This is a genomic window from Marinomonas sp. TW1 (assembly GCF_001625355.1).
Taxonomy (GTDB): domain Bacteria; phylum Pseudomonadota; class Gammaproteobacteria; order Pseudomonadales; family Marinomonadaceae; genus Marinomonas.
Genome location: NZ_JSEE01000010.1, coordinates 91,633 through 115,395 on the forward strand (window position 1 = coordinate 91,633; position 23,763 = coordinate 115,395).

The window sequence follows — 23,763 nt, forward strand, 5'->3', positions numbered from 1 at the left end:
ATTAATTTGAGTATTCTAGTTAAAACGTTTTTACATTTTTGCTAACACAGAATTTAAATATCCACCTTGCGCATTCATATTCGCAAGACGAGAATCCAACCCTGTAAACTTGTCACGAAGTGATTCTTCGTAACGCGCCATACGATCTTCGTAGGCTTCTAACGTTTCTTCAGTATTATCGATTGAATCACGTACTGAATCCTTCAAGGTATTTGTCATTCCACCAGAACCGGTGTAATTATCTAACAAATTTTCAAGGGATGTCGCGAGCCCATCGTCTCCAGCAATCAAGGGAGCAATTTCACTAAAGCCTCGATCCATAGCACTATTAAACTTGGTCGAGTTCAAACTTAAGCGACCGTTATTATCCATTTTAACCCCAAGGTCAAAAATAGAGGTAAAAGTCCCCGTGGTTTTACCATGACTGCTCATTAACTGTGTCGACAAAGATGATTGCAAATTACGAATCATACTGTTGCCATTCAGAACCGCACCTTTGTCCGTGCTGGCCTGAAATAAATCTAACAATTCATTATAGGACGAAATAAACTCATCAATCGCTTCTTTCACTGTTTTCTGATCGTAACTGATGTCCACTCGTGTGGTTTTATCAGTCAAATCCAGTGCTTCAATTGATAGACCAGCAACCGCCTCATCAAACGTATTACTACTGTTTCGAATCTGAATGCCATCAACCGTAATCACAGCGTCTCGCGCTTCATCTCCAAGTGGCGTATACAGTCCAGCAAACACACCTTCGGTTGAGATGCTATCTAACGTTAATCCTGTATTAACACCATCAGCACTGTCTTGACCAAGATCGCTATCAACAGAAGGATCTGCTATTTCATCAGCGGACGTGTCGACGGATTCTTCTTCAACCTCATCTTCTGGTATTGGACCATCATTTGCGAAGTCAACATCATCACCTGGCAAATCAAGTTCATCGACTTCTGCTTCAGCAATTCCCTCAGGCTCTTCAATGTCGTCAGCAACGACTTCCTCTGAGGAATCTTCATTTAATGTCTCTGCTTCATTGGTTATCGGCGAGGAATTGATAATCTTTAATGAATTTCCTGAACCTTCAATCGCTGAGGTGGCGGTAAAGAAAAGATTGCCATTGCCATCATCAACCAAATTGGCTGAGACACCAAAATTATCTTCTGAGGTATTAATTTGATTACGTAATTCGGAAAGAGTGGTTCCAGCTTTGACATTGATAGTAAATTCATTGTCGCCGGCTTGAAAGGTCAGATCAGCATCTTTTTGAGTGATAACATCATCTGCGGAAGAAAACAGGCCTGGTGCAGACATCACACGGCTGCCTTTAGCCAGTTGATTAATGTCTATAGCATAAGAGCCATTCGAAGCGGTATTGTCTGTGGAAATAGACATGACCTCTTCGCCTTCGGCTTGAGCGATTTTAGCATCTCGCCCAGTAAAAAGTGTTTCATCATTTAAGGTGTCGACAGAGGACTTAAAGCTATCAATGGCGGATCCGACCTTACCTAATGCTGATAGCTCTGCTTCATATCCATTTAGTTTGTCCTGATAAAGCTTAACCTTTGCGTCTCGCTGAGCACTCACCATCTTTTTGACAAGGGACTCTAGATCCATACCAGATCCGGCACCTAATGAGCCTACAGACATAACTTCTTCTCCCAACGCTTCGCTTTATCGACTGTTATTTATCAAACCTCACTGTTTACCAAGGTTCCCTTGATATCGCTGAGTTGACTCATAATAGCATCAATTCGATCAGACATTTTGAGAAACTCCTCGGTGGGAATTTGGCGAACAACATCACCTGTTGCCTGATCAAGTACTTTTACAATATTGTGATCCCTATCTTCCGACATTTCAAAGGTCAAATGCACATTCAATTGAGATAATTTTTTATTCATTACTTCAATATCAGGTGGTTCTACCCTCTGTTGCGAAGAATAGACATTAGAGCCATTATTATTCTGACCCGTTCTGCTGGTATCGGCGGTATTTTGAACGACTTTAGCATTGGCTTGACGCAATGCCGCAAAATCCTCTGACGCACGCTGTTCAGAACGAAGAGAATAACTAGCACTCTGCTTAGAAAAATCACTGGCATTGATGGACATATCAGAATTCCTCCAAATAGACAAAAGCCGGAGCGTAATTGCCCCAGCTTTTCGCTATCACAAGCTGATTAACCCAATAGAGACAATGCAGTTTGTGGACGTTGGTTAGCTTGAGCAAGAATAGAAGAACTCGCTTGTTGCAAAATTTGTGAACTCGTCAATTTCGCAGTTTCTTCAGCGAAGTCAGCATCACGAACACGTGAACGTGCAGCCGCAACGTTTTCGGAGATGTTACTCAAGTTACTGATGGTAGAACCAAAACGGTTTTGGATCGCACCCAAGTCAGCACGCTTAGAGTCAACTGCCGCAATCATAGTATCAAGAACATCGATCATGCTCTGCGCATTCGCAACAGAAGAAACAGACGCTGTAGATTGGCTCACCTGCGCTGTTGCAGCACTGCTCGACAAACCAGACATAGTGAAACCACCATTACCAGCAAAATCAATCGAGTTAGTGATACCACCAGAAGTAAGGGTGAAACTGATGGTTTGATTAGAATCCGCACCTACTTGGAATACACCTTCGTAAGAACCGTCTAGCAAGTTCTCGCCACCAAAAGTGGTGTCAGAAGCAATACGGTTAATCTCTGTAGACAACTGAGTCACTTCTTGCTGAAGCGCGGCACGGTCTTTGTCAGAGTTAGAGCCGTTCGCTGCCTGGATAGACAAAGTACGCATACGTTGCAACATGTTTGTTGTTTCGTCCAATGCGCCTTCCGCCGTTTGTGAAAGCGAAATACCGTCGTTTGCGTTACGTACAGACTGGTTTAGACCATTAACCTGAGAAGTTAAACGGTTAGAAACCAATAGACCTGCCGCATCGTCCGCTGCGCTGTTGATACGTAAACCAGAAGACAAACGCTGGAAAGACGTATCCAAAGATTTACTAGAGCTCATCAACTGACGCTGTGCGCTTAGAGATGAAGTATTCGTATTTACGTAAAGAGCCATCATAGCCTCCTAGGTTTTTAAGTCCTGCCAAAAGCAGATCGTATAAGGTTTTCGACAAGGTTTTGAAAACCTTTAGTCAATTTCGGAATTTTTTTTCCTCAACAAGGAAAAAAAACTCCTATAGAGCGGCAAAAATATGCCTAACTAATTGTTTTAATTAAATTTAATAAAACAACAAAAAAATTGAATTTTTTATCTGAAATTTCCTTTTTTCTCTATTTAGCGGGCATAAAAGCCTAAAAAATGCACATCTGTGCACACTTTAAAACGCCTCACGAAAAGAAACTCCGTTTCACTCGCATAGCAGATCTTTTGTTTTGACAAATTAACGCCATCCAAGGCAAAAAGACGCCACACCTAATGGCAATTTATCACCCACTAAAAACGGCAACAGACTGCCTTCATCCTGACGCACTTCCGCCACACTTAAAGAGACAAAAAACCATTTAAGAAAGTAAGAAAAAACGACATTTCCCGACTTCCATTTATCAAATCGTATTATTTACTCATCACGGCTATTAAAGAGCGCTTTTAAAGAGCGTTATGAAAATGGAAGCCAAAAACGCTCTGCCATCATCACTAGACGAACACCTTGCAAATGGGCAAAAATTTTTAATGGCACAAGACCACTATGACCATAATGAGTAGCAACCTTGGCTATGTCAGAGGACACATCATGCCCTCAAGACCTCAGTGCTATGTAACGCACTATTGCCGATGTCACTTATGCACCATTCTTTTACCGTTCACATTGCATTAGACCAACACCTAAAAGACCGCTGATTTGGGTGCAACCAATCAAAAAAGCCTCGTAACATCAGCTCTCTAACGGTTGGCTCCAATACATCACGAACGCCAATGATCACGACAAAGCCCCAGTATCGAGTCTCTAAATCCTGTACGTCAGCACGCTCTTGCAGATGAAAAATGCACACAATCAACTTTCACCTTCGCGCAAGACCCTGTTTCGTGAAACCATGCTTTATCAAAAGTCAGCTAAGTCAGTTTGATACTGAAACCATGATTTTCAGGACATGTATTTAGGGTCGCCTTGTCCTAAGCAGTCAGATATACTGAGCCTGCTGATTGGACCAATCATCCTAGCGACAATGCGCCTAGCATTTGGGCAAAAAACTACCCTACCGAATGATTTCAGCACTTGCATAAACAGTGTCTAAACACTTATCTCCAATGCAGAGTCAACGTTCATCGAAGCGCTATATGAGAGACAAAACTCTAGATAAAACAATTCCCTAGCGTATCTATACACCATAATCGTCTCCCCAGAGCAGCGACCAGTAACAAACATCAAGGCCATCGAGACGAATTATGTATGTCTCCAAAAGCTCGCCTGTCACTTGATAAGGCCCAAGCCAAATAAGGCCGCCTTTTTGCGCACTGCAACATCAGTATTTTTCACTCTTTTCGAGCGTGCATTCTGTTAAAACCTTTCTATACACTCACCTTCGTTCTTCTCGAATCCATTAAACCAACAAGGCAAAAACCAACTATTTAGACGGGTCAAATACCATTGAATCTCAAATCGCCTCTCTTCAAAGAGGCCCTATAACAGTAAATCTGTATCCATTTATTCTCTCGCCAAAGCCAACTTGTTACGTATGATGCTCAAAAAACAGCAACTCAAGCGGTTCTCGTGACGATAACCCCTAACAACAGGATTTAATCTAATACCAGGTATACAGGCCGTGCTGATCTTCATTCATTCCTTCTAAAACCATGTCACTAAACCTGAAACACTCATTTTCAAACCCTCGAAACTAGCTCTCGTTCTGATGATTCGGCCGATAAACAGCCAACCCATCAATGACATCTTTGTGTGTAAGAAGAGCAAACATTAGTCTTAACTCACAGCACTGAAACCTCAGAATTCATAGACCAAAATCACCACAAAACATCATCAGTTTCATAGCCAATTTTCCATCTGCTTCATCCTAGTAAAATAAAACCAAGAGCCAAAAAATTCAGTAGAAACGCTCTAAAATCTTATTTTTCACCCTTATTAACTTGGTAATCGCTCTAACAAAAAGGCCCTGACGGTATCAATAATCACCAAGGTCACAAAAGAGAGATTAACCCCTTTGAATTGACTCTTTCCTTTAAGCAAAAGTACTAGATTTCAACACACTTAAAAACGAACCACTCCACAATCGATCCCTTAACAACACGTTAATGACCTAACTTGATCATCGTTTTAGGGACACGCCAGATCTTTCTATAAAGTGCAGTGCGACCACTTATCGTCATTCTTTTTCAATACCAACTTCGTGAAGAGCGATTTACCCTGTGAGTATTTTTTATTACTGCTCCTTTATTTAGGAGCGAAAGCGTTTCAAAATACTGAAATCGAACTCGACTCTTTGTCACCACTTACTTGGTAGCCGACGTCTTTAAAGAAGACTTGCTCTAGTGCTTTTGCTTTTGCTTTTCTAAACTAATCTCATAATTTTCCTAGTGACACTGAACCTAAATCCCTGAACTCAGTCAGCAAGCGAACTATGGCATTAGCCTAATAGATCCATATCCCCTCCTTTGCAATTGATTTCGCGGTATCGCATCTCCTAATTGCTCCAAAATTTGGGCAAAAAAAAGCCGGGTGAAAAATCACCCGGCATAAAAGGCACCTCTAGGAGAGAGAAGTAGCCTATATTCCGAGACAGTTCTCGAACCTTTAGTTAACGTAGCTATCTACTGCTACTTAACTCATATCTTTAAATTGTCATTGCTATTTTTAGTTACCTAAAAGTGACAATGCTGTTTGAGGACGTTGATTTGCCTGAGCCAAAATCGTACTACTTGCTTGCTGCAAAATCTGAGTGCTGGTCAAGTTTGCTGTCTCCTCAGCAAAGTCGGCATCACGAACACGTGCACGGGCAGCCGATACGTTCTCAGAAATGTTACTCAAGTTTGTAATGGTTGAACTAAATCGGTTTTGTACCGCACCCAGCTCAGCTCGCTTAAAGTCTACCGCCGAAATCATAGAGTCAATAATCGCGATCATACTTTGCGCGTTGACAATACTAGAGACAGATGCCGTTGTAACACCTACCTGAGAAGATGCCTGATTGGATAGACCTGACATGGTAAAACCATTATTGGCTTGGTAGTCGATAGAGTTATTCGCACCACCAAATTCCATAGTAAAACTGATTGTTTGGTTTGCATCGGCACCGACCTGGAAAATCCCCTGATAAGTACCATCTAATAAATTCGCACCACCAAAGGTTGTGGTTGCTGCGATTCGGTTAATCTCTTCCGAAAGCTGCGACATTTCTTGTTGTAGTGCCACACGATCTCGGTCTGAGTTAGAACCGTTTGCTGCCTGAATGGACAAAGTACGCATACGCTGTAGCATACTAGTGGTTTCGTCCAAGGCCCCTTCGGCTGTCTGAGCCAAAGAAATACCATCGTTTGCATTTCGTACAGACTGGTTCAAACCATTAATCTGAGAAGTCAAACGATCCGAAATTTGTAGACCAGCCGCATCATCGGCTGCACTGTTGATTCGACGACCAGATGACAAACGTTGGAACGATGTATCAAGGTCACGACTTGAGTTTGCTAGTAATCGCTGAGCATTCAGCGAGGACACATTTGTGTTTACGTATAAAGCCATTTTAATCTCTCCTAAGATGTATTTTTAACGAGACAACCTTTTGATTTAATTGATTATTTGGTTTTTGTCTCTTATTAAAGTTATCGACATTTCGATGTGTATCTTTAATTTTTTTTTCGCTTTTATTTGGCCTTATTGATTTTTTTATTGTGCTCAAATTTGGCGATACTTGAGTTATCGAACTAGGAGAAAAGAACTTTAAAAAATTTTAGCGTTTTTTTTATAAAAAATACCAAAACCAACAAAAAATTCAATTAAATCAATAACATATAAAAACACTATATTTCATTATTTTTCCCAAATCACCATCCTCTAAACCGTTTTCCGACGAAAGAAAATGATCAAAAATTCAACACTAAAAAGGTGGAACATAACCACTCACAACAAAGATTGATATTTTTTAAACGAAATGGGACAGAAAAACAGAGTAAATAAAGGATTCAAATAAAATTAAATATCAATTAAAGCATCTGAGATTATTCAAATATTGTTAAAATCAATACGAAGACATTTCAAATAAAAATGAAAAATACATGGCATTAATAAAAGTAAGTGGATGCTGAAAACAAATCTAATCATAAAGAAAATATCCGCTCCCAAGATAAGTCTGGTTAAATATTCAACAACCAGAAACGGGTTAGGTGCATTTTCAAATACAAGAAACGACACGATCGAAGAAAGGACACGATCGAAGAAAGGGTATTCTAATCTTACCGCTGATCATAAGGTATTTGTGTTGAGTAAAGAGACGAGGAAACGACTCTAACTTTGCGGCTGCTAATGAGCGAGTAGATGCCCTCTTGATTGACAAAGGATAACGACAACCAAGATGGCTTTATGAGATGTGATTAATAAACTGCAAACCAAATTTTTGAGGGTCTACTTCACCTTCAATGATGACATCAGACTTTAGGTTAGCTGACTTATTTAATTCAATATCAGCGACCTCAATGAAAGACTTATTGGTCATGCTGTAAACTTGTCGTACCAAGTTTGGCTGAAACGCTTTATTTAACGTTAACACGAAACCAACACGTCCATTTGATAAGGCAACACACGACCCAACAGGTACTTTACCTATGCATCTGAGAAAGACCGTCAATAACTCTTTGTCGAATGCTAGGCCGGCTTCTTTCTCAAGCTTTTGACATGCCTTAATGGGACCAATGGAAGGTTTATGTGGTTGCTCTGATGTAATTGCATCGTAGGCATCAATGATTGCCGCCATCTTGCCATAGACAGAAATTTCTTGGTCTTGTTTACCTGCGGGGTATCCAGAACCGTCTATCTTCTCATGATGATCAAGCAGCATCTGATAAACCGCTTTCGGTACGCCGTCACACTTATGAAGAATTTGCTCTCCAAATTGAATGTGTTTTCGGAACAAATCGAATTCACTGTCAGTCATTTTGGTGGTCTTCGAGACCATCGCAGATGGCAAACGGAAACGTCCTAAATCGAATAACAAAGCACCAAGTGAAATAACCTCGACATAAGCGTTATCTAGCTTCATTGCTTTAGCAAAATGAATACCCAATACCGCCATACCAATTGCATGCTGCTCTAAATAGGTGTCAGCGTCTTTAATGTGGCGTAGCGCCATCACTGCAAAATTGTTACGTGTGTGCGAGTCAATTAAACGTCGACAGAATTTTTTAAGCTCAACAACATCCAGCTGTTTGCCATGCTTAAATCGTTCTACTTGAGCGACCAATAACGCATGACCATCTTGGAAAATTTTTAGCCCAGTTGCGACTTCATCGTCAAAATGGGTCGGAATAAAACGCGTCTCTTTAGGTGTTTTCTTCAACAATGCGGCACGGGCTTTTTGCTCGGTCGCCATTTCCTCTGTCAGCTTTGCCTCACCATCCGCACCTTCCATATTGTTATTCATACGGGCTTTGTAAGAGAGCACTTGTTCTCGTGTGTGCTCATTCAGCTCTTGGCGAAAGTAACGAAATAAGCTTTGTCCTCGCGGATGCTTAGACCTTAATTCTTTGGTACTTAACCCAGGGTGTAATTTTTTCAAACTGCGAACAGAACGGCCTGCGACCAAAGACATACACAAAATAAGAAAGCGTTCTTGCGCATCGTATAAACGCTCACGACGGCTGTTTAAAAGCTTACCATCGTCAAAATAGGGATCATAAGGCAGGAAAGCCTCATCTAACGGAATACGCAATACGTCTAACGCGATCTGACGCATAGCAATACCAACAATTCGATCATTACGACCATGCATGCCGATTAAGCTTTTAATGCGTTTACTGCTAATGACTTGAGATTTAATACCCATAATGTCGAGTATTTCACCAACATTAAAGTATCCGACGTTGATATCAGCCCCAAAACAAGACTCTATGTTAAATGCTGACATCCCCTAACCCATACCTCAAACAATTACATTTTATTAAACAGTGATAAATTACTGATGCGAGTAAATACTTTTTGAGAGGCGTCCAACGCTGCTTCTTTCATCGATAAATTGGTCGCAGCTTCCGCCATGTCCAAACCACCGATGCGATCTTGCGCCACCGCGTTGGATAACTGATTTGCCGAACTAAATTCTTCTCTAACTTGCAATGTATTCAGTCTAGCCCCTACAGATGAACGAGCTTCACCGATTTTTTGCTGAGCATTGTTAAGACTGGCAGTGGCATTAAGAAAGGCTTCTTCTCTTTGCTGGTATGTCGAGTCTTCATTACTCAAAGTATCAAGTGTTCTATTGATCTCATTCAACACATTATCACGTCTTGGCGGCACCAAAGCAAAGTCAACAGAAGCGCCTGGCTTACCCTGCAATAAGAAAGACATACCATTAAAGTTAATGGGTTTACCGGCACGGTAAGAACCTGACGCCACAACGTCGCCTTGGCTATTCGTAATACTGTAATTCCCCGGTTCACCAAAAAAACTTCGACGACGATCTCTATCTTCTTTACTATCAGACTGAGTCAAAGTCGAATCAGGTTCGCTACCATCATCCACTAATGGCGACGTCACCAGCTGATACTCGTTCACAGATGGTACTTCTGGGTCGTAGTATTCATCCATATATTCTTGGAAATCACCCTGACTCTGAACTTTGGCCGTCAATGAAACATCGCCAGTCAGTAGCTCGGTTCTAAATGTGCGGTTGGTCCAAATATCTTGAAAAAGTTTTTTACCCGAATCGGTCACTGGCACGCGCATATCTTCAGAAATTTGGGCGTATTTTTGGCCCTCATTTCCGTTCCATAGATAACGTCCTTCTGTATCTTGAATAAACGCAGGCGACAACGTATCCGTACCCGCAAAGATATAACTTCCATCCGCACTGCGAGAGTTCATCAACTCCGCCATGGACTCATTGATCAAAGAGATTTCCTGCACAATGGCATCAATGTCTTCTTGGGTATTAATATCGTTCTGAGCCTGAATGAATAAGGTTCTTACACGATCCATAAAACCATTTAGACTTTCTAGAGCCACTTCTTGATATTCCAAGTTGCTCTTGGCCATCTTGATCGATTCATCAAACATCTTCAGACGATCTGTACTGTCGCCATACATTAAAATCTGGCTTGCACCGACTGGGTTATCACTCGGTTTGACGATATCAGTTTGCGCTGAAATTTTTTCCTGCGTCTTTAATATTTTTTCATTCGATTGACCAATCGCACGACTGGATTGATCATAAATTAAATTATTCGTTACTCGCATAAACCTACCTCATGATGCCAAGCAGGGTTTCAAATGTGGTTCTGGCTGCCGTCACCACTTGCGCGGAAGCAGAATAGGATTGTTGATACTTCAACAAATTCACCGCTTCTTCATCTAAACTAACGGCCGACAGTCTATCACGTCGAGCAATACTATCGTTCAACATCACTTCACTTGATTCTGCGTGACCTTCGATTTCTGAGGTTTTACTACCTACATAAGAAATAAAACCAGCAAACGCTTTTGATAGGCTTTCGTCGCCAGCCACTAAAGCTTGATTTTGCAAATTGATTAATGCCAACGCATTAAAGTTATCGGCAGGACCTATTTCCTCTCCAGTACCAATAGAAAAATCATCACCGCGCTCAGGCATCGATGAAACAGAAACATCAAATCCAGCCTCTTCTGCTAACCCAGCTTGTGCTAGCAAATTCACATAATTGGTCACATCACTGACAGAGGCTATCTCAACACCTGATGCATCTCGCACGACGTAAGAATGCGGTGACGTGAAATAGATTTGATGCGGAGCACTTGGGTATAAAGAACCGTCTCGCGCAAACGCTGAGTTATTCGGATCAGTATTATCAACCGACGTCAGAGATATACGCGCATCAGATAAGTTATCAGAGTTAGTACTCACCCCAACCGGCGCACTTAATGCCAAAGCTTCGCCATTCTTTGCTTGTAAGGTTAGGCTCGATGCCGCATCAGCCGTCGGCGAAAAACGGAATACATCATCATCGTCGATCATGTCCAGATCAGGTATCTTCAGATCAAGACCCAGCTCATCTATTTGATAGTAACCATTAGAGTCCGGCGTCATATTATTCAAGTCAATGACAGTCGAAGGACCAGTCGAATTGCCTTTAAGATCGTATTGCGTGATGGCAAAACGGTTATCATCCGTACGCGTTAACTCATAAGTATTACGGGTAATTTTCTCCGCTTCCCCTGTGGTAATGCGCACAGAGATGTCAGAGATTTTCTGCAAATTGTCCAGGGTAGAATGAATACTCACCTTACCTAAACTGAATAGATCCTTACCAAAATTGCCATTACCGTCTAAGCCTTTCGCATTCTGTGCGTTCATCGCATCGGCAATCGAAATAGCATGTTGCCCTAAGGTTCGATCGGCATATTCACTGAACTCAGTACGGTAATCCACCAAACCACCGACACTGCCACCTAAGCCTTTGGTTTTAAGGCCAACATTGTAATCACCAAAATCTACGACCAGATTGATTCTTTTTGGGCTCAAAGGGTCGGCAATCACTTTCAATTCCGTTGGGTTTTGATCCATGACCAAAGGCTGTCCGTTCGCCAACTGGATGGTCATCAAACCGTCATTATTAAACTGTGCTTTGATGTCGATGTACTTGGACAAATCCTTTGCTAATAACTCTTGCTGATCTCGTAATTCATTAGCAGGGGAAATAGATAGCCCTTCCTGACGAAGAATCTTGCCATTTAAGTCCGATATCTTTGCAGTAATCGCATTCACATCGGTTAACGACGAAGACAAATGATCATCCACTAGGTTTTCTTGTCGATTCACAACGTTAGACAAGGTTTTATACTGCTGAACAAGCGTTTCTAAACTGGCGTGGGCCAATTCACGTAGAGAAGAAGACGTAGGGTCATTACTCGCGGTTTGTAGGGCGCTGAAAGCTTTATCTAAATAACGCGTTAACGAAATACTTTCATCTGCCAGCAAGTTATCTGCCGCCGACATGAAAGAATGATAGGTATCGTAATATGAATGATTAGATGTATCGGTACGAATCTGAGCGCCAACGAAGTTATCAACCAAGCGAGAGGTATCACGCAACACCACACCACCGACTGGGGAGCTGACGGTGTCCGTTCTTTGACGGCTATAACCTTCTGTATCCACATTGGTCGTGTTTTGCCCTGTCGTATTAATACGAGCATTACTGGACATGAGTCCAGACAAACCAATTGAATATAAATTTGAGCTCATAGCTCACACCTCTAGCCTAAGTTTAAATTCATTTAAAGACGCGAAAAACGCCTCTAATAACTAGAGAATGCAAAAACTTTACCAATATTGATTTTTTACAGAGAATATTTTCTAAAGTCGCTCAAACCACTGGCTGGACAATATGTTATCTATCTTATCTGCGTACTTAGGATCAGTAGCATAACCACCAGCTTGCAGAGATGCGGCAAACTTTGACGTATCCTCTCCAGCGCCAAGGGCATCTTTATACCGCTCGCTTGAACTCAGAAAATCCGCATAGTCATCAAAGCTTTGAGCAAAAGAATCATAAGCCCGAAATGCCGCTTTTTCTCGTTGCGCGACACCATTTCGAAACTCTAAGGTATTGACCACTGCACGATCACCAGACCAACGAGTGTCCGCTTTGATACCAAATAAGTTAAAACTGGCTGTGCCATCTTCTTTTGCTATTGGGTACTTACCCCAGCCAGTTTCAAGCGCTGCTTGTGCTAGGATGGCTTTCGGATTAACCCCTAATGCGTTACCGGCTTTTTGCGCATGAGGCCACAAAGCTTCAACAAACTCTTGCGGAGACTCAAACACCACAGAAAGTGCCGACGGCGCATTCGCTACTGAGGCTGAAGTCGTTTCACCTTGCTCTTGGATAGATTGTATAAAATCGGATGAGGCGCGTTGGGCCAATGCCTGGATGCGCAACATATCTTGTTTGGCCACTTGATTTAGGAAATCCGTATCTTCAGTGCCATTAGAGGAGGAAGGCAGACTCACCCGATTTTGTTGTTGGGTTTGGTATTGACGAATCAAGGCATCGGACAAGCCAATCCCTCCAGATTTCGCCATACTCTGCGCCATCTGTGAGTCCATCATTTCCTGATATTGTTTGGTTTGGGTACTAGAAAATAAGCCATCGCCAATCGCTTCATTCGTACTGCGCATATTCTTTAACAGCATATTAATGAAGATCGATTCAAACTGCTGAGCCACTTCTTTTAATGCCGCATCAGGGTCTTTTTTCGCCTTAGTTTTCAAATCCGTTAAGGACGAAAAATCAGCAAAAAAGTCTTGTTTCGGTGGAATGGAATTCATCATGGTTTAAATCACCACAAGGTCAGCATTGATTGCCCCAGCCTGTTTTAGTCCCTCAAGGATCGCCATGACATCACCAGGCGCTGCGCCCACCTGATTGACAGCGCGAACTATGTCATTCAAAGAAGCACCAGGGTCAAACATAAACATATGTCCACTGTTATTACTGATCTCGATACCTTCTCTAGGCGAGACAATGGTTTCACCACCAGTCACCGTTCCATCTTGACCAACTTGCGGTGGCACTTCTTGAATCGTCACCGTCAAACTACCATGAGTAATGGCGGCGGGAGACACTTTCACATGTTGACCAATAATAATGGTCCCCGTTCTGGAATTAACAACGATGCGAGCACGCTCTTCCGCCACATCCACTTCCAAGTTTTCTAAGATAGAGAGAAAAGTCACACGCTGACTGGGGTCACGAGGCGCTGACACACGAATGGACGTAGCATCTAACGTGGTCGCAACACCTTGCCCAAGCAAGTCATTGATCTTATCTGAAACGTGTTTAGCCGTCGTGAAATCGGGGCGATTCAAATTAAACGTCAGGGTGTCACCACGGTTAAAACTACTCGGTACAATGCGTTCCACACTAGCACCATTCGGAATTCGACCAACGGTGGGAACATTTCCAGAGATACGAGAACCATCTGCACCATTGGCCCCTAAACCGCCAACAACAACGTTACCTTGCGCGATCGCATAAACCGCACCATCCGCCCCTTTTAAGGTAGACAACAACAAGGTACCGCCACTTAAAGCGCTGGCATTACCAATCGACGAAGCCGTCACATCAATTTTTTGGCCTGGTTTAGAAAAGGCAGGTAAAGTGGCCGTTAAAGAAACCGCGGCAACATTTTTAGAGGTTGCACTCACCCCTTCCGGCAAGGTCACGCCAAAACGCGACAACATGCTGGCGAAACTCTGATTGGTGAAAGGCGTACTATCGCCTGTACCATTGAGACCAATCACCAAACCATAACCAAATAATTGGTTATCTCGAACACCTTGTACACTTGTAATATCTTTCAGACGCTCTGCCTGAGCCGATATTGACAAGAAACAAATGATCATTAATGTAAAACGCTTCATTTAATCACCTATTGTGAGAAACCCATCGTTTCTCAATATCAACCTTCGAGATTAATAAGGCATGTCTCGAGTATTTAATAAACGGCTTACCCAACCCTGCTCACTGCCCGCGGCCACTTCTCCCGTGCCTGAGTAGGTAATTCTGGCATCCGCCACTCGCTGTGATTCAACCGTATTATCAGGAGATATATCTTGTTTACGCACTAATCCAGAAAAACGAATGTACTCATCGCCTTGATTTAAGCGCAACCATTTTTCTCCTCTCACCGCCAACAGGCCATTAGAGTAGGCTTTATAGACAGTTACCGTGATAGTACCACTTAAACTATTATTCTGGTTAGCCGAGGCGTTGCCTGAGAAATCGGTTCCCTGCTGCGGTACGGTGGTGTCCATTTTAAGCTCTTGTCCTAACACCGTTGGGTTCTCAATGGTGGCTGACGATGATTTAGACACGCTCGCCGCATTGGCTTTGGTGGATGTCGTCGTTTCATTGAGATTGATCGTCAAGATGTCACCCACCTTACTGGCTTTTTGATCGCCAAAAAAGACATCCCCCATACCCGTTTGATAAATGCCACCTGTTGGCGCTTGAGCCGACGTCATACCATTATCATAAATTGGGGTATAGTACGGATCATCTTGCTGAATGGCCTCCGCAATCTCTGGCCCATTCATAGGATCATTAGGGTCTGGTACAAATCCTTTGCGATCTTCTTCTTCTGCTGCCGTCTCTTCAGACGCTTCATCGTCATCGTTTATGGCATCCACCACCGCATCGGCTACCGCTCCCGCCGCACCGGCTGCAGCTGCATTGGCAACGGCCTGCTGATCAATGTCCCAGGTTAAACAACCGGTTAAGCAGGAACTGAGTAAGGCCAACAGAAAAAGTTTTATCTTCATTGTTAATTACTCTTTTTATAACTGCTGAATAGCAAAGCTCATCATGCCGTCCGCAGAGGCGATGACTTTCGAATTCATCTCATAAGCACGTTGTGTCGTGATCATGTTCACAAGCTCTTCAATCGAATTTACGTTAGACGCTTCCAACATACCTTGAGCTACCGTGCCCAAAGAATCCGCTCCTGGCGCACCAACAATTGGTGGTCCACTGGCATTGGTTTCTGTGAAAATATTCTGACCAGCGGCATTCAAGCCTGTTGGGTTAATAAAGCCCGCAATATTGATCGCACCCACTTCTTGTGGATCAGCCTCACCACTCATACGTTGTGACACAATACCGTCTTCGGAAATCAAAATTTCTATTGCGGTTGGATCAATCTGTATACCTGGCTCTAACACCAATCCACCTGAGGTGGCAATCTGACCTTCGCTGTTTAACTGAAAGCTTCCATCACGAGTATAGGCAACGGTACCATCTGGCTGTAATACCTGAAAAAAACCTTTACCTTGAATAGCAATGTCTAATTGTCTATCCGTCATGTTGTAATCGCCATTAGAAAAGTCTTTCTGCGTCGCACCAACTTTCACACCTGTACCCAATTGCAACCCAGATGGCAATTCAGCATTTTGAGCACTTAATCCACCTGGCGCTCGAACGGTTTTGTACATCAAGTCTTCAAAGACAGCTCGGTCTTTTTTAAACGCCGTAGTGGACACGTTAGCCAAGTTGTTGGCAACCGTATTCAATTGCTTGTCCATTGCGCTTAAGCCAGTTTTACTTACCCATAATGCCGAATTCATAACCGCCCCATTCTTTCTATCAATCTATTCTTACTATTGGTTTACACGCTTAACAAAAATAATCGTTAAGCGGTACGTTGTAATATTCGAGCCGATGAATTGGCATTTTCTCGTACCGTATCCATCATTTTTACGTTCATTTCAAAACGTCGCGCTAGGTTCATAATGTGCGTCATTTCCTCGACGGCATTCACATTACTGCCTTCGATAAAACCACTGACTAATTGCACATTTAGATCGGCCTCTAAGAACTGGCCATCTCGAGTATGGATCAAGCCGTCTTGTCCCTTGCGAAGGTTCTGAGGATCTGGGTTAACCAGTTTAATCTGGTTGATCACCGCCACTTCATTGGCACCACCGCCTTGAGGAATAATCGAAATAGAGCCATCCGCCATAATATTGATGCTATCAACAGGGGGGAGAAAAATTGGCCCACCAACACCCGCAACAGGCAAACCTCGTCCTGTTACCAATTGCCCAGCGGCATTTATTTGCAAGTCACCAGCTCGGGTATAGGCTTCTTGTCCCGTCTCATCATAGACTGTCATAAATCCATCGCCACTAATGGCTACGTCTAAATTACGGTCAGTTTGAATCATGTCACCTTGCGTATATCGAGTGGCTGGATTCTCTGTCATGGCATACACACGACTAGGGTAGTAATCCCCATATACCTGCATTGAACGGGCTTGCTCAAAATCTGAACGAAAGCCTGTTGTATTTACATTGGCTAAATTATTCGCATGAATTGCTTGGGCATTCATGGTCTGAACACCACCACTCATTGCTAAATATAATGCTTTATCCATTACCCGCTCCAAACAAAAATCAGGTTATCTACCTATACCCCTTACAAAATTCATACCAACTTAAAAAAAGCATAAAAAAAAGCCGAAGCAGATAAACTGCTTCGGCCATAAAACTTCTCTCTCCAGAAAATTAACGAAGGTTGATGATCGTCTGCGTGACAGTATTTTCTGTTTCTAATGTTTTACTGTTCGCTTGGTAATTACGCTGTGCCTCAATCAAAGAGACCAGCTCAGACGTCAGATCAACGTTAGATTCCTCTAACGCTCCTCCTTGGATTTTCCCTAATGTTCCGCTGTTTGGACGACCAATATCAGCGGCACCAGATCCTTTACTCGCCAACCATGCGGTATGTCCAGTCGGCATCAAACCGTCCGTACTATCGAAGGTGGCTAAGGCAATCTGGCCAAGTGTTGCCGTTTGTTGGTTGGTATAATTGGCAACTAGGAAACCATCACTATCAAACGATACGCCTTGCAGCTCACCGGCTGAGAAGCCGTCTTGCTCAAAGGTATCAGAATTTTCTAACGCATATTGGGTAGACCCTGCCAAATCCAACGGTGCCATCTTACCGCGGTTGGTCGGATCCAAACCGACAATTTCAAGGGTGATCGGCTGGGCCACTTCAAACGGCGGCAAACCACGATAAGCCCCCATTAAATTACCCGCTGCATCAAAACTAACCGAGGTATTCTTTTCTAAGAAACGAGTAGCTTCACCCGTCAGAGGATCATCAAATGTCTCTTCACCATCAACGGTCAATCTCATCTCGTAAGTGTTATTTTCACCTTGTTTAATGAAGTAATAACCCACTGTATGAGGCTCACCTAGAGAGTCATAAATTGTACGTGTATTACCATAGGTGTAGGTTTCAGGCTCAAGAGGATCAAACGCTTCACGAGCCACCGAAATAGGCTCTCGAACACCATCGACTTCAAGCGTTGAGGTTAGTGCGACGCCACCCAAGGTCCCGGTCACTGTGATTGGCGTTTTTGTGCCAGCTTCAATGTCAGTAACACCTGGATTAGCCGCGCCCAAATACAGAAGCTCAAATGGTGCTTCGTTAGTGCCATCACCATTAAAGTCTTCGCCCGCTTCGGCGGAATTATAAGTCGCATAGGTTTCGCCAAGGAAGGCGGCACCCGTATCATCGGTAATATTACCGTCTACCGTAGCGTGCACTCGATAGGTATTTGGTAGCTCACTTTTCGCGTAGTAATACGTCACAATGTGCGTGTTGCCATCACCGTCTACGACACCTTGAGTTTGAGTGTAATTATAGGTATCAGGATTAAGCGGATCGAAATCTTCTTTTATATACGGCGGCACGTCTTCACTTTTAGAGTTCAAGTTGACTTGCAGCTCCATTTCCGTAGTCGGTTCAGGGGCGATACGGTCAGTTGGAATACGCATGTCTTCAAGGTTACCCCCGACCACGCCCTCGACGGCATTAAAACCCTGTACGTGACTGCCAGTATTCGTCACTAAATAGCCATTTTCATCTAATTTAAAGTTACCTGCTCGGGTATAGGATTGGGCAATCCCGGCATCCAAAACAAAAAAACCACTGCCATCAATCGCTAGGTCTAAGTTGTTATCGGTGTAAGACAAGTTACCAGGTGAAAATTCTTGTGCCACTTTACTCACACTCACACCGGAACCAATACTGTTGCCGCTGCCTGCGCCCAGTACACTGGTGTTGTATAAGTCATCAAATTCAATGCGTGATTTCTTAAAGCCTGTGGTATCAGCGTTGGCAATATTATTACCCGTAACACCCAAATAATCAGCCGAGGCTTTAATGCCAGACAGTGCAGTATTAAATCCCATAACGCTCTCCAGTTACCCTAAGATTTCTAATTCTTTTGTTAATTTGATCTTGCCGTGATTTTCCACGTTCAAGACGGTGCCTTCTTCACCATTAATGGTGACACCCTGAATTCTGGTCGGTACACGTGTTGACATCGATGACGCCTCTCCCTGTGCATTCGTTGAAGTAGCGGCAAAACGATATTCACCAGCCGGCAAAGAATTTCCGTCACTGTCTAACTTATCCCAGCTAAACTCGCCCGTATCCAATGGCGCTGTTCTGACCAAATTATTGCTTGAATCATAGATTTTCAAAACGGCACTCTTTGACGACTCAGGCACAACGGCTTTCACCACTAAAGGATCCACGCCATCACTCATTTTTGCCTTGTCACCCTCCATCAAAATCGATTTGCCAACCAAGGTCGACGCACTTAACGCCTGATTTGATGTTAATGATGACGCCATGGTTTCCAGTTGATCTGAAATACTGGTCAATCTTTCCAATGAACTAAACTGTGACATTTGCGCCACCATATCGTTGGCATCTTGAGGTGCCGTTGGATCCTGCCCCTTCAACTGCTCAATATAGAGCTTCAAAAAGACATTTTGGTCAGCTAACGCCCCTTCTTCTGGCTTCACTTCCGGTTTTTCGATGCCTGCTTTCGACTTTGCCGCTTCGGTACCGTATTGTGAGATCAGCCCACCAAGGCCGTTTTTATCAGATATATTTGCCATCTATCTGCTCCTAAGATTGCCCGAGCGTTAGCATTTTTTGCATCATGCTTTTTGCCGAGTTCATAATTTCTACGTTCGTTTGGAATGATCTAGACGCCGACATCATATCCGCCATCTCTTCCATTGGGTTCACATTCGGATAAAAAACGTAACCCTCTTCATTTGCCATCGGATGATCGGGTTCATAACGAGGTTGTAGAGGTGCATCAGATTCAACAATCGCCTCAACTTGAACGCCAACCCCTGCTCCCGTCTCATCTAACTTAGTATTTTGCCAACCGCGCTCACGCATACTGTCATTCATCATTTGAGAAAACACTGGTTTGCGAGCACGATAAGTTTGATCCGCTGAACTGGCCGCACTGTCAACATTTGCCATATTACTAGCAATGGTATTCAAACGGACGGTTTGAGCACTCATTGCTGAGCCAGAAATAGTAAAAATATTACTCAAAGACATCGTTATTAATTCCCAGTCAGCGCTTTTCTCATGCCACTGATCTTACGATCTAGAAACATGAAGCTTGTATCAAATTGCATTGAGTTCTGCGCATATTCGGCCTGCTCTCTCTGCATGTCTACGGTATTGCCATCCAATGAAGGCTGCTCAGGGTTGCGATAAAGCAAATCACCCGATGCTTCACTTTCTGCTCCGTGAGCAAAATGTCGACCATTTGTTCCCTGCAATTGCAAACGCTTCATTGCCTCACCCAAAGCCGCATCAAAACTAATGTCTCGTGCTTTATAATTTGGTGTGTCAGCGTTCGCGATATTATTTGCCAATATCGCCGCACGAGCGCTACGGAACTCTAAGGCTTTATCGTGTCCAGCAAAGGCACCTGCAAAGGAAATCGCCATTTAACCCTCAAACAAAAATGATAGATAATCTAATATAGCAATAATGATGCCAAAAAAAATATTCTTATTTTTCAATTGGTTATATTTACCACTTCCTGAAACGGCAAAAAGCGGCAATTAAAAAGATAGGCCATAAAAACAAAAAAAGCCCACCCTAAGAGCTAGGATGGGCTTTTCAAAATTCAGTACAAAGGGTCTAACGTGGTTTGGCTTTATAGACAATGCCTGGATGACATTGCACGATTTCAAAATAATCTGATAAGCCACTCAAAGCCTCTGAGCCACCAAGAAAGAGGTATCCACCTGGTTTTAAAGAAGCATGCATTCTTCGCAAAATATCTTGCTTCAAATCAACCGTAAAATAGATGAGTACATTACGACAGAAAATGACATCAAACTTTCCCAATCCTGCGAACGAATCAATCAAATTCAAATACTTAAAATCCACTCGAGAGCTAAGATTGGATTTAATTTTCCAAGTCGAATCATCCAATTTATCAAAATAACGACTTTGTAAATCCGCCCCTAAACCACGAGCAATCGCCAAACTGTCGTACTCACCCTGTTTTGCGTGTTGCAAAATGTTGGTACAAATGTCGGTGGCAACAATTCTTTCACCAGGTTTCAGTACACCTGGACGAGCGCTCTTAAACGCTTCAATCACCATACTAATGGAGTAAGGCTCTTGACCGGTGGAGGAAGCAGCAGACCAAATACGCAAAGGCGCAGCGGTCATTTCCGGTAATACTTTTTCACGAAGAATAGTAAAAGGGTGTGTGTCACGAAACCATAAAGTTTCGTTAGTGGTCATCGCATTGATAACCTCTTCTTTTAACTTAGCGTTCATAGGCCTATCAAGCGCGTCTACTAACTGCTCTATTTTAGAAAAGTTTTCCCTTTCTAAAATCTTACCTAATCGGCTTGCCACCAAATACTGTTTATTATCACTCAAAGAAATACCACATACTTTCTGCAGATATTCCCTAAAGCGAATGTAACCAGCTGGGGTGATTGTGTTTGTACTGCTGAGCATTAAAACTCCATAATAAGCAGACTAAAGGACGAGCTCAGCTCGCCCAAATCCATCACTTTACTCAGATTGCACTTGCACTGTTTCAATCGCTAAACGCGCCAACTCATCAGGCTGGAACTTAGCCAAGAAACCGTCCGCTCCCACTTTCTTCACCATGGCCTCGTTAAAGACACCACTCAAAGAAGTATGCAGAAGAATAAATAAATCCTGCAATCGACTGTCATTTCGAATCGCCGTTGTTAAGGTGTAACCATCCATCTCCGGCATTTCAATATCTGAAATCACCATAGAGAACTCTTGTGTGACATCCTTACCTTCAGCAACCAAACTCTGTAAAAACTCAAAAGCTTCTCGACCATCACACAAAACGGTGGTCGCGAATCCTACTTGTTCCATACAACGTTTGATTTGTTTTCGAGCAACTGAGGAATCATCCACAATAAGAATATGATGTTTTTTCGCATTCTCTTGTGTATCTGAATCAACAATACCTTCAGAAATATCCTGTCGCATTGGTGCCACTTCTGAAAGTATTTGCTCCACATCAATGATCTCAACCATTTCTTTATCGACCTGACAAACAGCCGTTAAATAGTTGTCATTTGATAGACCTTTTGGTGGCGGCTGAATATCACTCCAGTTCATATTCACAATACGCTCAACACCACGCACCAAGAACCCCTGAATACGACGGTTATACTCGGTAATGATGACAAAACACTGGCTAATATTTTCAATGGGACTTGCCCCCGTTGCCAAACCTAAATCCAATATTGGAATGGTTCCACCACGAATGTGTGCAACACCACGAACCACAGGTGAACTATGAGGCATAGTGGTAAGTTTAGGACACTGAAGCACTTCCTTTACTTTAAAGACATTGATGCCGTAAATTTGCTTACCATTCAAGCGAAACAGCAACAACTCAAGTCTATTTTCTCCGACCAGCTGTGTACGTTGATTGACAGTATCTAGAACCCCAGCCATATACGCCTCCAAAATGTATAAACTGCATAATGAGGTGACCCCTCAAAATTGTTTTTTTGCATTCACCAATGATAGAGTGAATATCAACAATTTACTAACTTATTCATAACGAAATCATAAACAAAGAGTGCTCATCATGCGAATCTCAAGGCTTTTAATAGCCTTTATTTGTCTTCAAACACACTTTAGTTACGCTCAAGTGCTCGAAGAAATGGTTAATCGCTTTATTAATCAAGTGGAAATCCCTCGTTTATCCGAAGTTTATCCCCACGCAACTATTACCATAAAACTTAATAATCTTGCTTCTCTTAAATACTTACCAGACTGTAAAGACAATCAAATTAGCATTCAAAATCAACGACCAGAAGCACGTAAACGAACCAACTACGAAATCAGTTGCCCTGACCCTATTTGGAAATCCTATCTGCCCGCTGTCCAATCTATTAGCATCCCAGCCATTCGTGCCATCACCCCCATCAATCGTGGTCAGATTATTTCTCAATCCAATACCGACTTAGGTGAAGTGGATATCTCCGATTTAAGAGGTCAGGTTTATACCCAACAAAAACCACCTTATGGACTAATCGCTTCTCGTAACATCCGTATCAACACTTACATCACGGACAATCTAACTCGCTTACCTACCTTAATTAAAAAAGGTGACGCTATTCAGATTACTGCCAGCAGTGGCACCATTACCGTTCGTATGAATGGTGTCGCGCTAGAGAATGGCGTTAAAGGTCAACAAATCCGAGTTAAAAACGCGAGTTCTGGACGAATTGTATACGCTAAAGTTGTAACTGACAGTGAGGTTCTTGTAAACTATTGAGTACAGACAACTCGGCGAATATAAATTTCCTTTTTCTAAGGTAATTCATTAAAGTTTTCGTAGACCCAGCCGAAACCATAGACAGGCAAATCATTTAAGGGCGGAAAAACCCAATGGCAATTCATTTAACAGGTCTATCAAATCAGGGCACTATAAATAAAAGCGAGCGCGCGCAAAAAGACGACGCGACTGCCAGTGTGTCTGAACAAAAAGGCGGTGTGCAAAGTGGCGGTACACTGGCAGAAGATACCGTCAAACTTAGCGGTACAGCTCAAACACTACAGAATCAACAAGCTAAATTAAACAACTTACCAGACGTTGATATGGACAAAGTTGAGCAAATCAAAAACGCCATTGCGGCAGGTGAATACAAGATTGACACCCAAAAGCTCGCCAATAACATGGCTTCTATGGACACGCTATTTTAATCAGC

General features: G+C 42.8%; 22 protein-coding genes. 2 read left to right on the forward strand and 20 right to left on the reverse strand.

The window, feature by feature from the left end:
• Window positions 1–30: 30 nt before the first annotated feature.
• The 20 genes from fliD to OA79_RS10750 form a co-directional block, all read right to left on the reverse strand.
• Complete coding sequence (gene fliD, locus OA79_RS10655) at window positions 31–1,650, reverse strand: flagellar filament capping protein FliD (protein ID WP_063333225.1); 1,620 nt, start codon at window positions 1,648–1,650, stop codon at window positions 31–33.
• A gap of 41 nt (window positions 1,651–1,691) precedes the next feature.
• Entirely contained in the window at window positions 1,692–2,114 is a 423-nt protein-coding gene (locus OA79_RS10660; protein WP_063333226.1) for a flagellar protein FlaG, read from the reverse strand.
• Between the two features lie 68 nt (window positions 2,115–2,182).
• The gene (locus tag OA79_RS10665) at window positions 2,183–3,067 is read right to left on the reverse strand and encodes a flagellin N-terminal helical domain-containing protein (RefSeq protein ID WP_063333227.1); all 885 of its coding nucleotides are present in this window, start codon (window positions 3,065–3,067) and stop codon (window positions 2,183–2,185) included.
• Window positions 3,068–3,608: 541 nt separating this feature from the next.
• Window positions 3,609–3,740, reverse strand: coding sequence for a hypothetical protein (locus OA79_RS18550; protein WP_269447832.1), 132 nt, complete (start codon window positions 3,738–3,740; stop codon window positions 3,609–3,611).
• A gap of 73 nt (window positions 3,741–3,813) precedes the next feature.
• Window positions 3,814–4,002: a hypothetical protein gene (locus OA79_RS10670; protein WP_156486254.1), complete on the reverse strand. Its 189-nt coding sequence runs from the start codon at window positions 4,000–4,002 to the stop codon at window positions 3,814–3,816.
• A 1,814-nt stretch (window positions 4,003–5,816) separates the two neighbouring features.
• Entirely contained in the window at window positions 5,817–6,701 is an 885-nt protein-coding gene (locus OA79_RS10675; protein ID WP_063333229.1) for a flagellin N-terminal helical domain-containing protein, read from the reverse strand.
• 835 nt (window positions 6,702–7,536) lie between these two features.
• Window positions 7,537–9,078: an HD-GYP domain-containing protein gene (locus tag OA79_RS10685; protein ID WP_063333231.1), complete on the reverse strand. Its 1,542-nt coding sequence runs from the start codon at window positions 9,076–9,078 to the stop codon at window positions 7,537–7,539.
• A gap of 23 nt (window positions 9,079–9,101) precedes the next feature.
• Window positions 9,102–10,403, reverse strand: a complete 1,302-nt coding sequence (gene flgL, locus OA79_RS10690; protein WP_063333232.1) for a flagellar hook-associated protein FlgL — start codon at window positions 10,401–10,403, stop codon at window positions 9,102–9,104.
• 4 nt (window positions 10,404–10,407) lie between these two features.
• Complete coding sequence (gene flgK / locus OA79_RS10695) at window positions 10,408–12,387, reverse strand: flagellar hook-associated protein FlgK (protein WP_063333233.1); 1,980 nt, start codon at window positions 12,385–12,387, stop codon at window positions 10,408–10,410.
• Between the two features lie 111 nt (window positions 12,388–12,498).
• Window positions 12,499–13,476, reverse strand: a complete 978-nt coding sequence (flgJ, locus tag OA79_RS10700; RefSeq protein ID WP_082825452.1) for a flagellar assembly peptidoglycan hydrolase FlgJ — start codon at window positions 13,474–13,476, stop codon at window positions 12,499–12,501.
• Between the two features lie 3 nt (window positions 13,477–13,479).
• Entirely contained in the window at window positions 13,480–14,568 is a 1,089-nt protein-coding gene (locus tag OA79_RS10705; RefSeq protein WP_063333234.1) for a flagellar basal body P-ring protein FlgI, read from the reverse strand.
• A 51-nt stretch (window positions 14,569–14,619) separates the two neighbouring features.
• Window positions 14,620–15,468 (reverse strand): flagellar basal body L-ring protein FlgH, encoded by an 849-nt coding sequence (locus tag OA79_RS10710; RefSeq protein ID WP_063333235.1) that lies wholly within the window; start codon window positions 15,466–15,468, stop codon window positions 14,620–14,622.
• 15 nt (window positions 15,469–15,483) lie between these two features.
• Window positions 15,484–16,269, reverse strand: coding sequence for a flagellar basal-body rod protein FlgG (gene flgG / locus OA79_RS10715; RefSeq protein ID WP_063333236.1), 786 nt, complete (start codon window positions 16,267–16,269; stop codon window positions 15,484–15,486).
• A 65-nt stretch (window positions 16,270–16,334) separates the two neighbouring features.
• Window positions 16,335–17,078, reverse strand: a complete 744-nt coding sequence (gene flgF, locus OA79_RS10720) for a flagellar basal-body rod protein FlgF (RefSeq protein WP_063333237.1) — start codon at window positions 17,076–17,078, stop codon at window positions 16,335–16,337.
• Between the two features lie 130 nt (window positions 17,079–17,208).
• A complete protein-coding gene (locus OA79_RS10725; RefSeq protein ID WP_063333238.1) occupies window positions 17,209–18,906 on the reverse strand; it encodes a flagellar hook-basal body complex protein in 1,698 nt (565 codons plus the stop codon).
• A gap of 12 nt (window positions 18,907–18,918) precedes the next feature.
• A complete protein-coding gene (locus tag OA79_RS10730) occupies window positions 18,919–19,623 on the reverse strand; it encodes a flagellar hook assembly protein FlgD (protein WP_063333239.1) in 705 nt (234 codons plus the stop codon).
• 10 nt (window positions 19,624–19,633) lie between these two features.
• The gene (flgC, locus tag OA79_RS10735; protein WP_063333240.1) at window positions 19,634–20,083 is read right to left on the reverse strand and encodes a flagellar basal body rod protein FlgC; all 450 of its coding nucleotides are present in this window, start codon (window positions 20,081–20,083) and stop codon (window positions 19,634–19,636) included.
• A 5-nt stretch (window positions 20,084–20,088) separates the two neighbouring features.
• Window positions 20,089–20,481 (reverse strand): flagellar basal body rod protein FlgB, encoded by a 393-nt coding sequence (gene flgB / locus OA79_RS10740; RefSeq protein ID WP_063333241.1) that lies wholly within the window; start codon window positions 20,479–20,481, stop codon window positions 20,089–20,091.
• 196 nt (window positions 20,482–20,677) lie between these two features.
• On the reverse strand, window positions 20,678–21,514 hold the full coding sequence (locus OA79_RS10745) for a CheR family methyltransferase (protein WP_063333242.1): 837 nt from the start codon (window positions 21,512–21,514) through the stop codon (window positions 20,678–20,680).
• Window positions 21,515–21,571: 57 nt separating this feature from the next.
• Complete coding sequence (locus OA79_RS10750) at window positions 21,572–22,501, reverse strand: chemotaxis protein CheV (protein WP_063333243.1); 930 nt, start codon at window positions 22,499–22,501, stop codon at window positions 21,572–21,574.
• A gap of 136 nt (window positions 22,502–22,637) precedes the next feature.
• On the opposite strand from OA79_RS10750, the gene flgA reads away from it, so the two are divergent.
• Window positions 22,638–23,330 (forward strand): flagellar basal body P-ring formation chaperone FlgA, encoded by a 693-nt coding sequence (flgA, locus tag OA79_RS10755; protein WP_063333244.1) that lies wholly within the window; start codon window positions 22,638–22,640, stop codon window positions 23,328–23,330.
• A gap of 113 nt (window positions 23,331–23,443) precedes the next feature.
• Window positions 23,444–23,758 carry a flagellar biosynthesis anti-sigma factor FlgM gene (gene flgM, locus OA79_RS10760; RefSeq protein ID WP_063333245.1) on the forward strand — a complete coding sequence of 105 codons (315 nt, stop codon included), beginning with the start codon at window positions 23,444–23,446 and terminating at the stop codon, window positions 23,756–23,758.
• Window positions 23,759–23,763: the final 5 nt, after the last annotated feature.

Coding starts and splice junctions, on each gene's coding strand:
- fliD (WP_063333225.1), bottom strand. CDS start 1,650: ATGTCTGTAGGCTCATTAGGTGCCGGATCTGGTATGGATCTAGAGTCC.
- OA79_RS10660 (WP_063333226.1), bottom strand. CDS start 2,114: ATGTCCATCAATGCCAGTGATTTTTCTAAGCAGAGTGCTAGTTATTCT.
- OA79_RS10665 (WP_063333227.1), bottom strand. CDS start 3,067: ATGGCTCTTTACGTAAATACGAATACTTCATCTCTAAGCGCACAGCGT.
- OA79_RS10675 (WP_063333229.1), bottom strand. CDS start 6,701: ATGGCTTTATACGTAAACACAAATGTGTCCTCGCTGAATGCTCAGCGA.
- OA79_RS10685 (WP_063333231.1), bottom strand. CDS start 9,078: ATGTCAGCATTTAACATAGAGTCTTGTTTTGGGGCTGATATCAACGTC.
- flgL (WP_063333232.1), bottom strand. CDS start 10,403: ATGCGAGTAACGAATAATTTAATTTATGATCAATCCAGTCGTGCGATT.
- flgK (WP_063333233.1), bottom strand. CDS start 12,387: ATGAGCTCAAATTTATATTCAATTGGTTTGTCTGGACTCATGTCCAGT.
- flgJ (WP_082825452.1), bottom strand. CDS start 13,476: ATGATGAATTCCATTCCACCGAAACAAGACTTTTTTGCTGATTTTTCG.
- OA79_RS10705 (WP_063333234.1), bottom strand. CDS start 14,568: ATGAAGCGTTTTACATTAATGATCATTTGTTTCTTGTCAATATCGGCT.
- OA79_RS10710 (WP_063333235.1), bottom strand. CDS start 15,468: ATGAAGATAAAACTTTTTCTGTTGGCCTTACTCAGTTCCTGCTTAACC.
- flgG (WP_063333236.1), bottom strand. CDS start 16,269: ATGAATTCGGCATTATGGGTAAGTAAAACTGGCTTAAGCGCAATGGAC.
- flgF (WP_063333237.1), bottom strand. CDS start 17,078: ATGGATAAAGCATTATATTTAGCAATGAGTGGTGGTGTTCAGACCATG.
- OA79_RS10725 (WP_063333238.1), bottom strand. CDS start 18,906: ATGGGATTTAATACTGCACTGTCTGGCATTAAAGCCTCGGCTGATTAT.
- OA79_RS10730 (WP_063333239.1), bottom strand. CDS start 19,623: ATGGCAAATATATCTGATAAAAACGGCCTTGGTGGGCTGATCTCACAA.
- flgC (WP_063333240.1), bottom strand. CDS start 20,083: ATGTCTTTGAGTAATATTTTTACTATTTCTGGCTCAGCAATGAGTGCT.
- flgB (WP_063333241.1), bottom strand. CDS start 20,481: ATGGCGATTTCCTTTGCAGGTGCCTTTGCTGGACACGATAAAGCCTTA.
- OA79_RS10745 (WP_063333242.1), bottom strand. CDS start 21,514: ATGCTCAGCAGTACAAACACAATCACCCCAGCTGGTTACATTCGCTTT.
- OA79_RS10750 (WP_063333243.1), bottom strand. CDS start 22,501: ATGGCTGGGGTTCTAGATACTGTCAATCAACGTACACAGCTGGTCGGA.
- flgA (WP_063333244.1), top strand. CDS start 22,638: ATGCGAATCTCAAGGCTTTTAATAGCCTTTATTTGTCTTCAAACACAC.
- flgM (WP_063333245.1), top strand. CDS start 23,444: ATGGCAATTCATTTAACAGGTCTATCAAATCAGGGCACTATAAATAAA.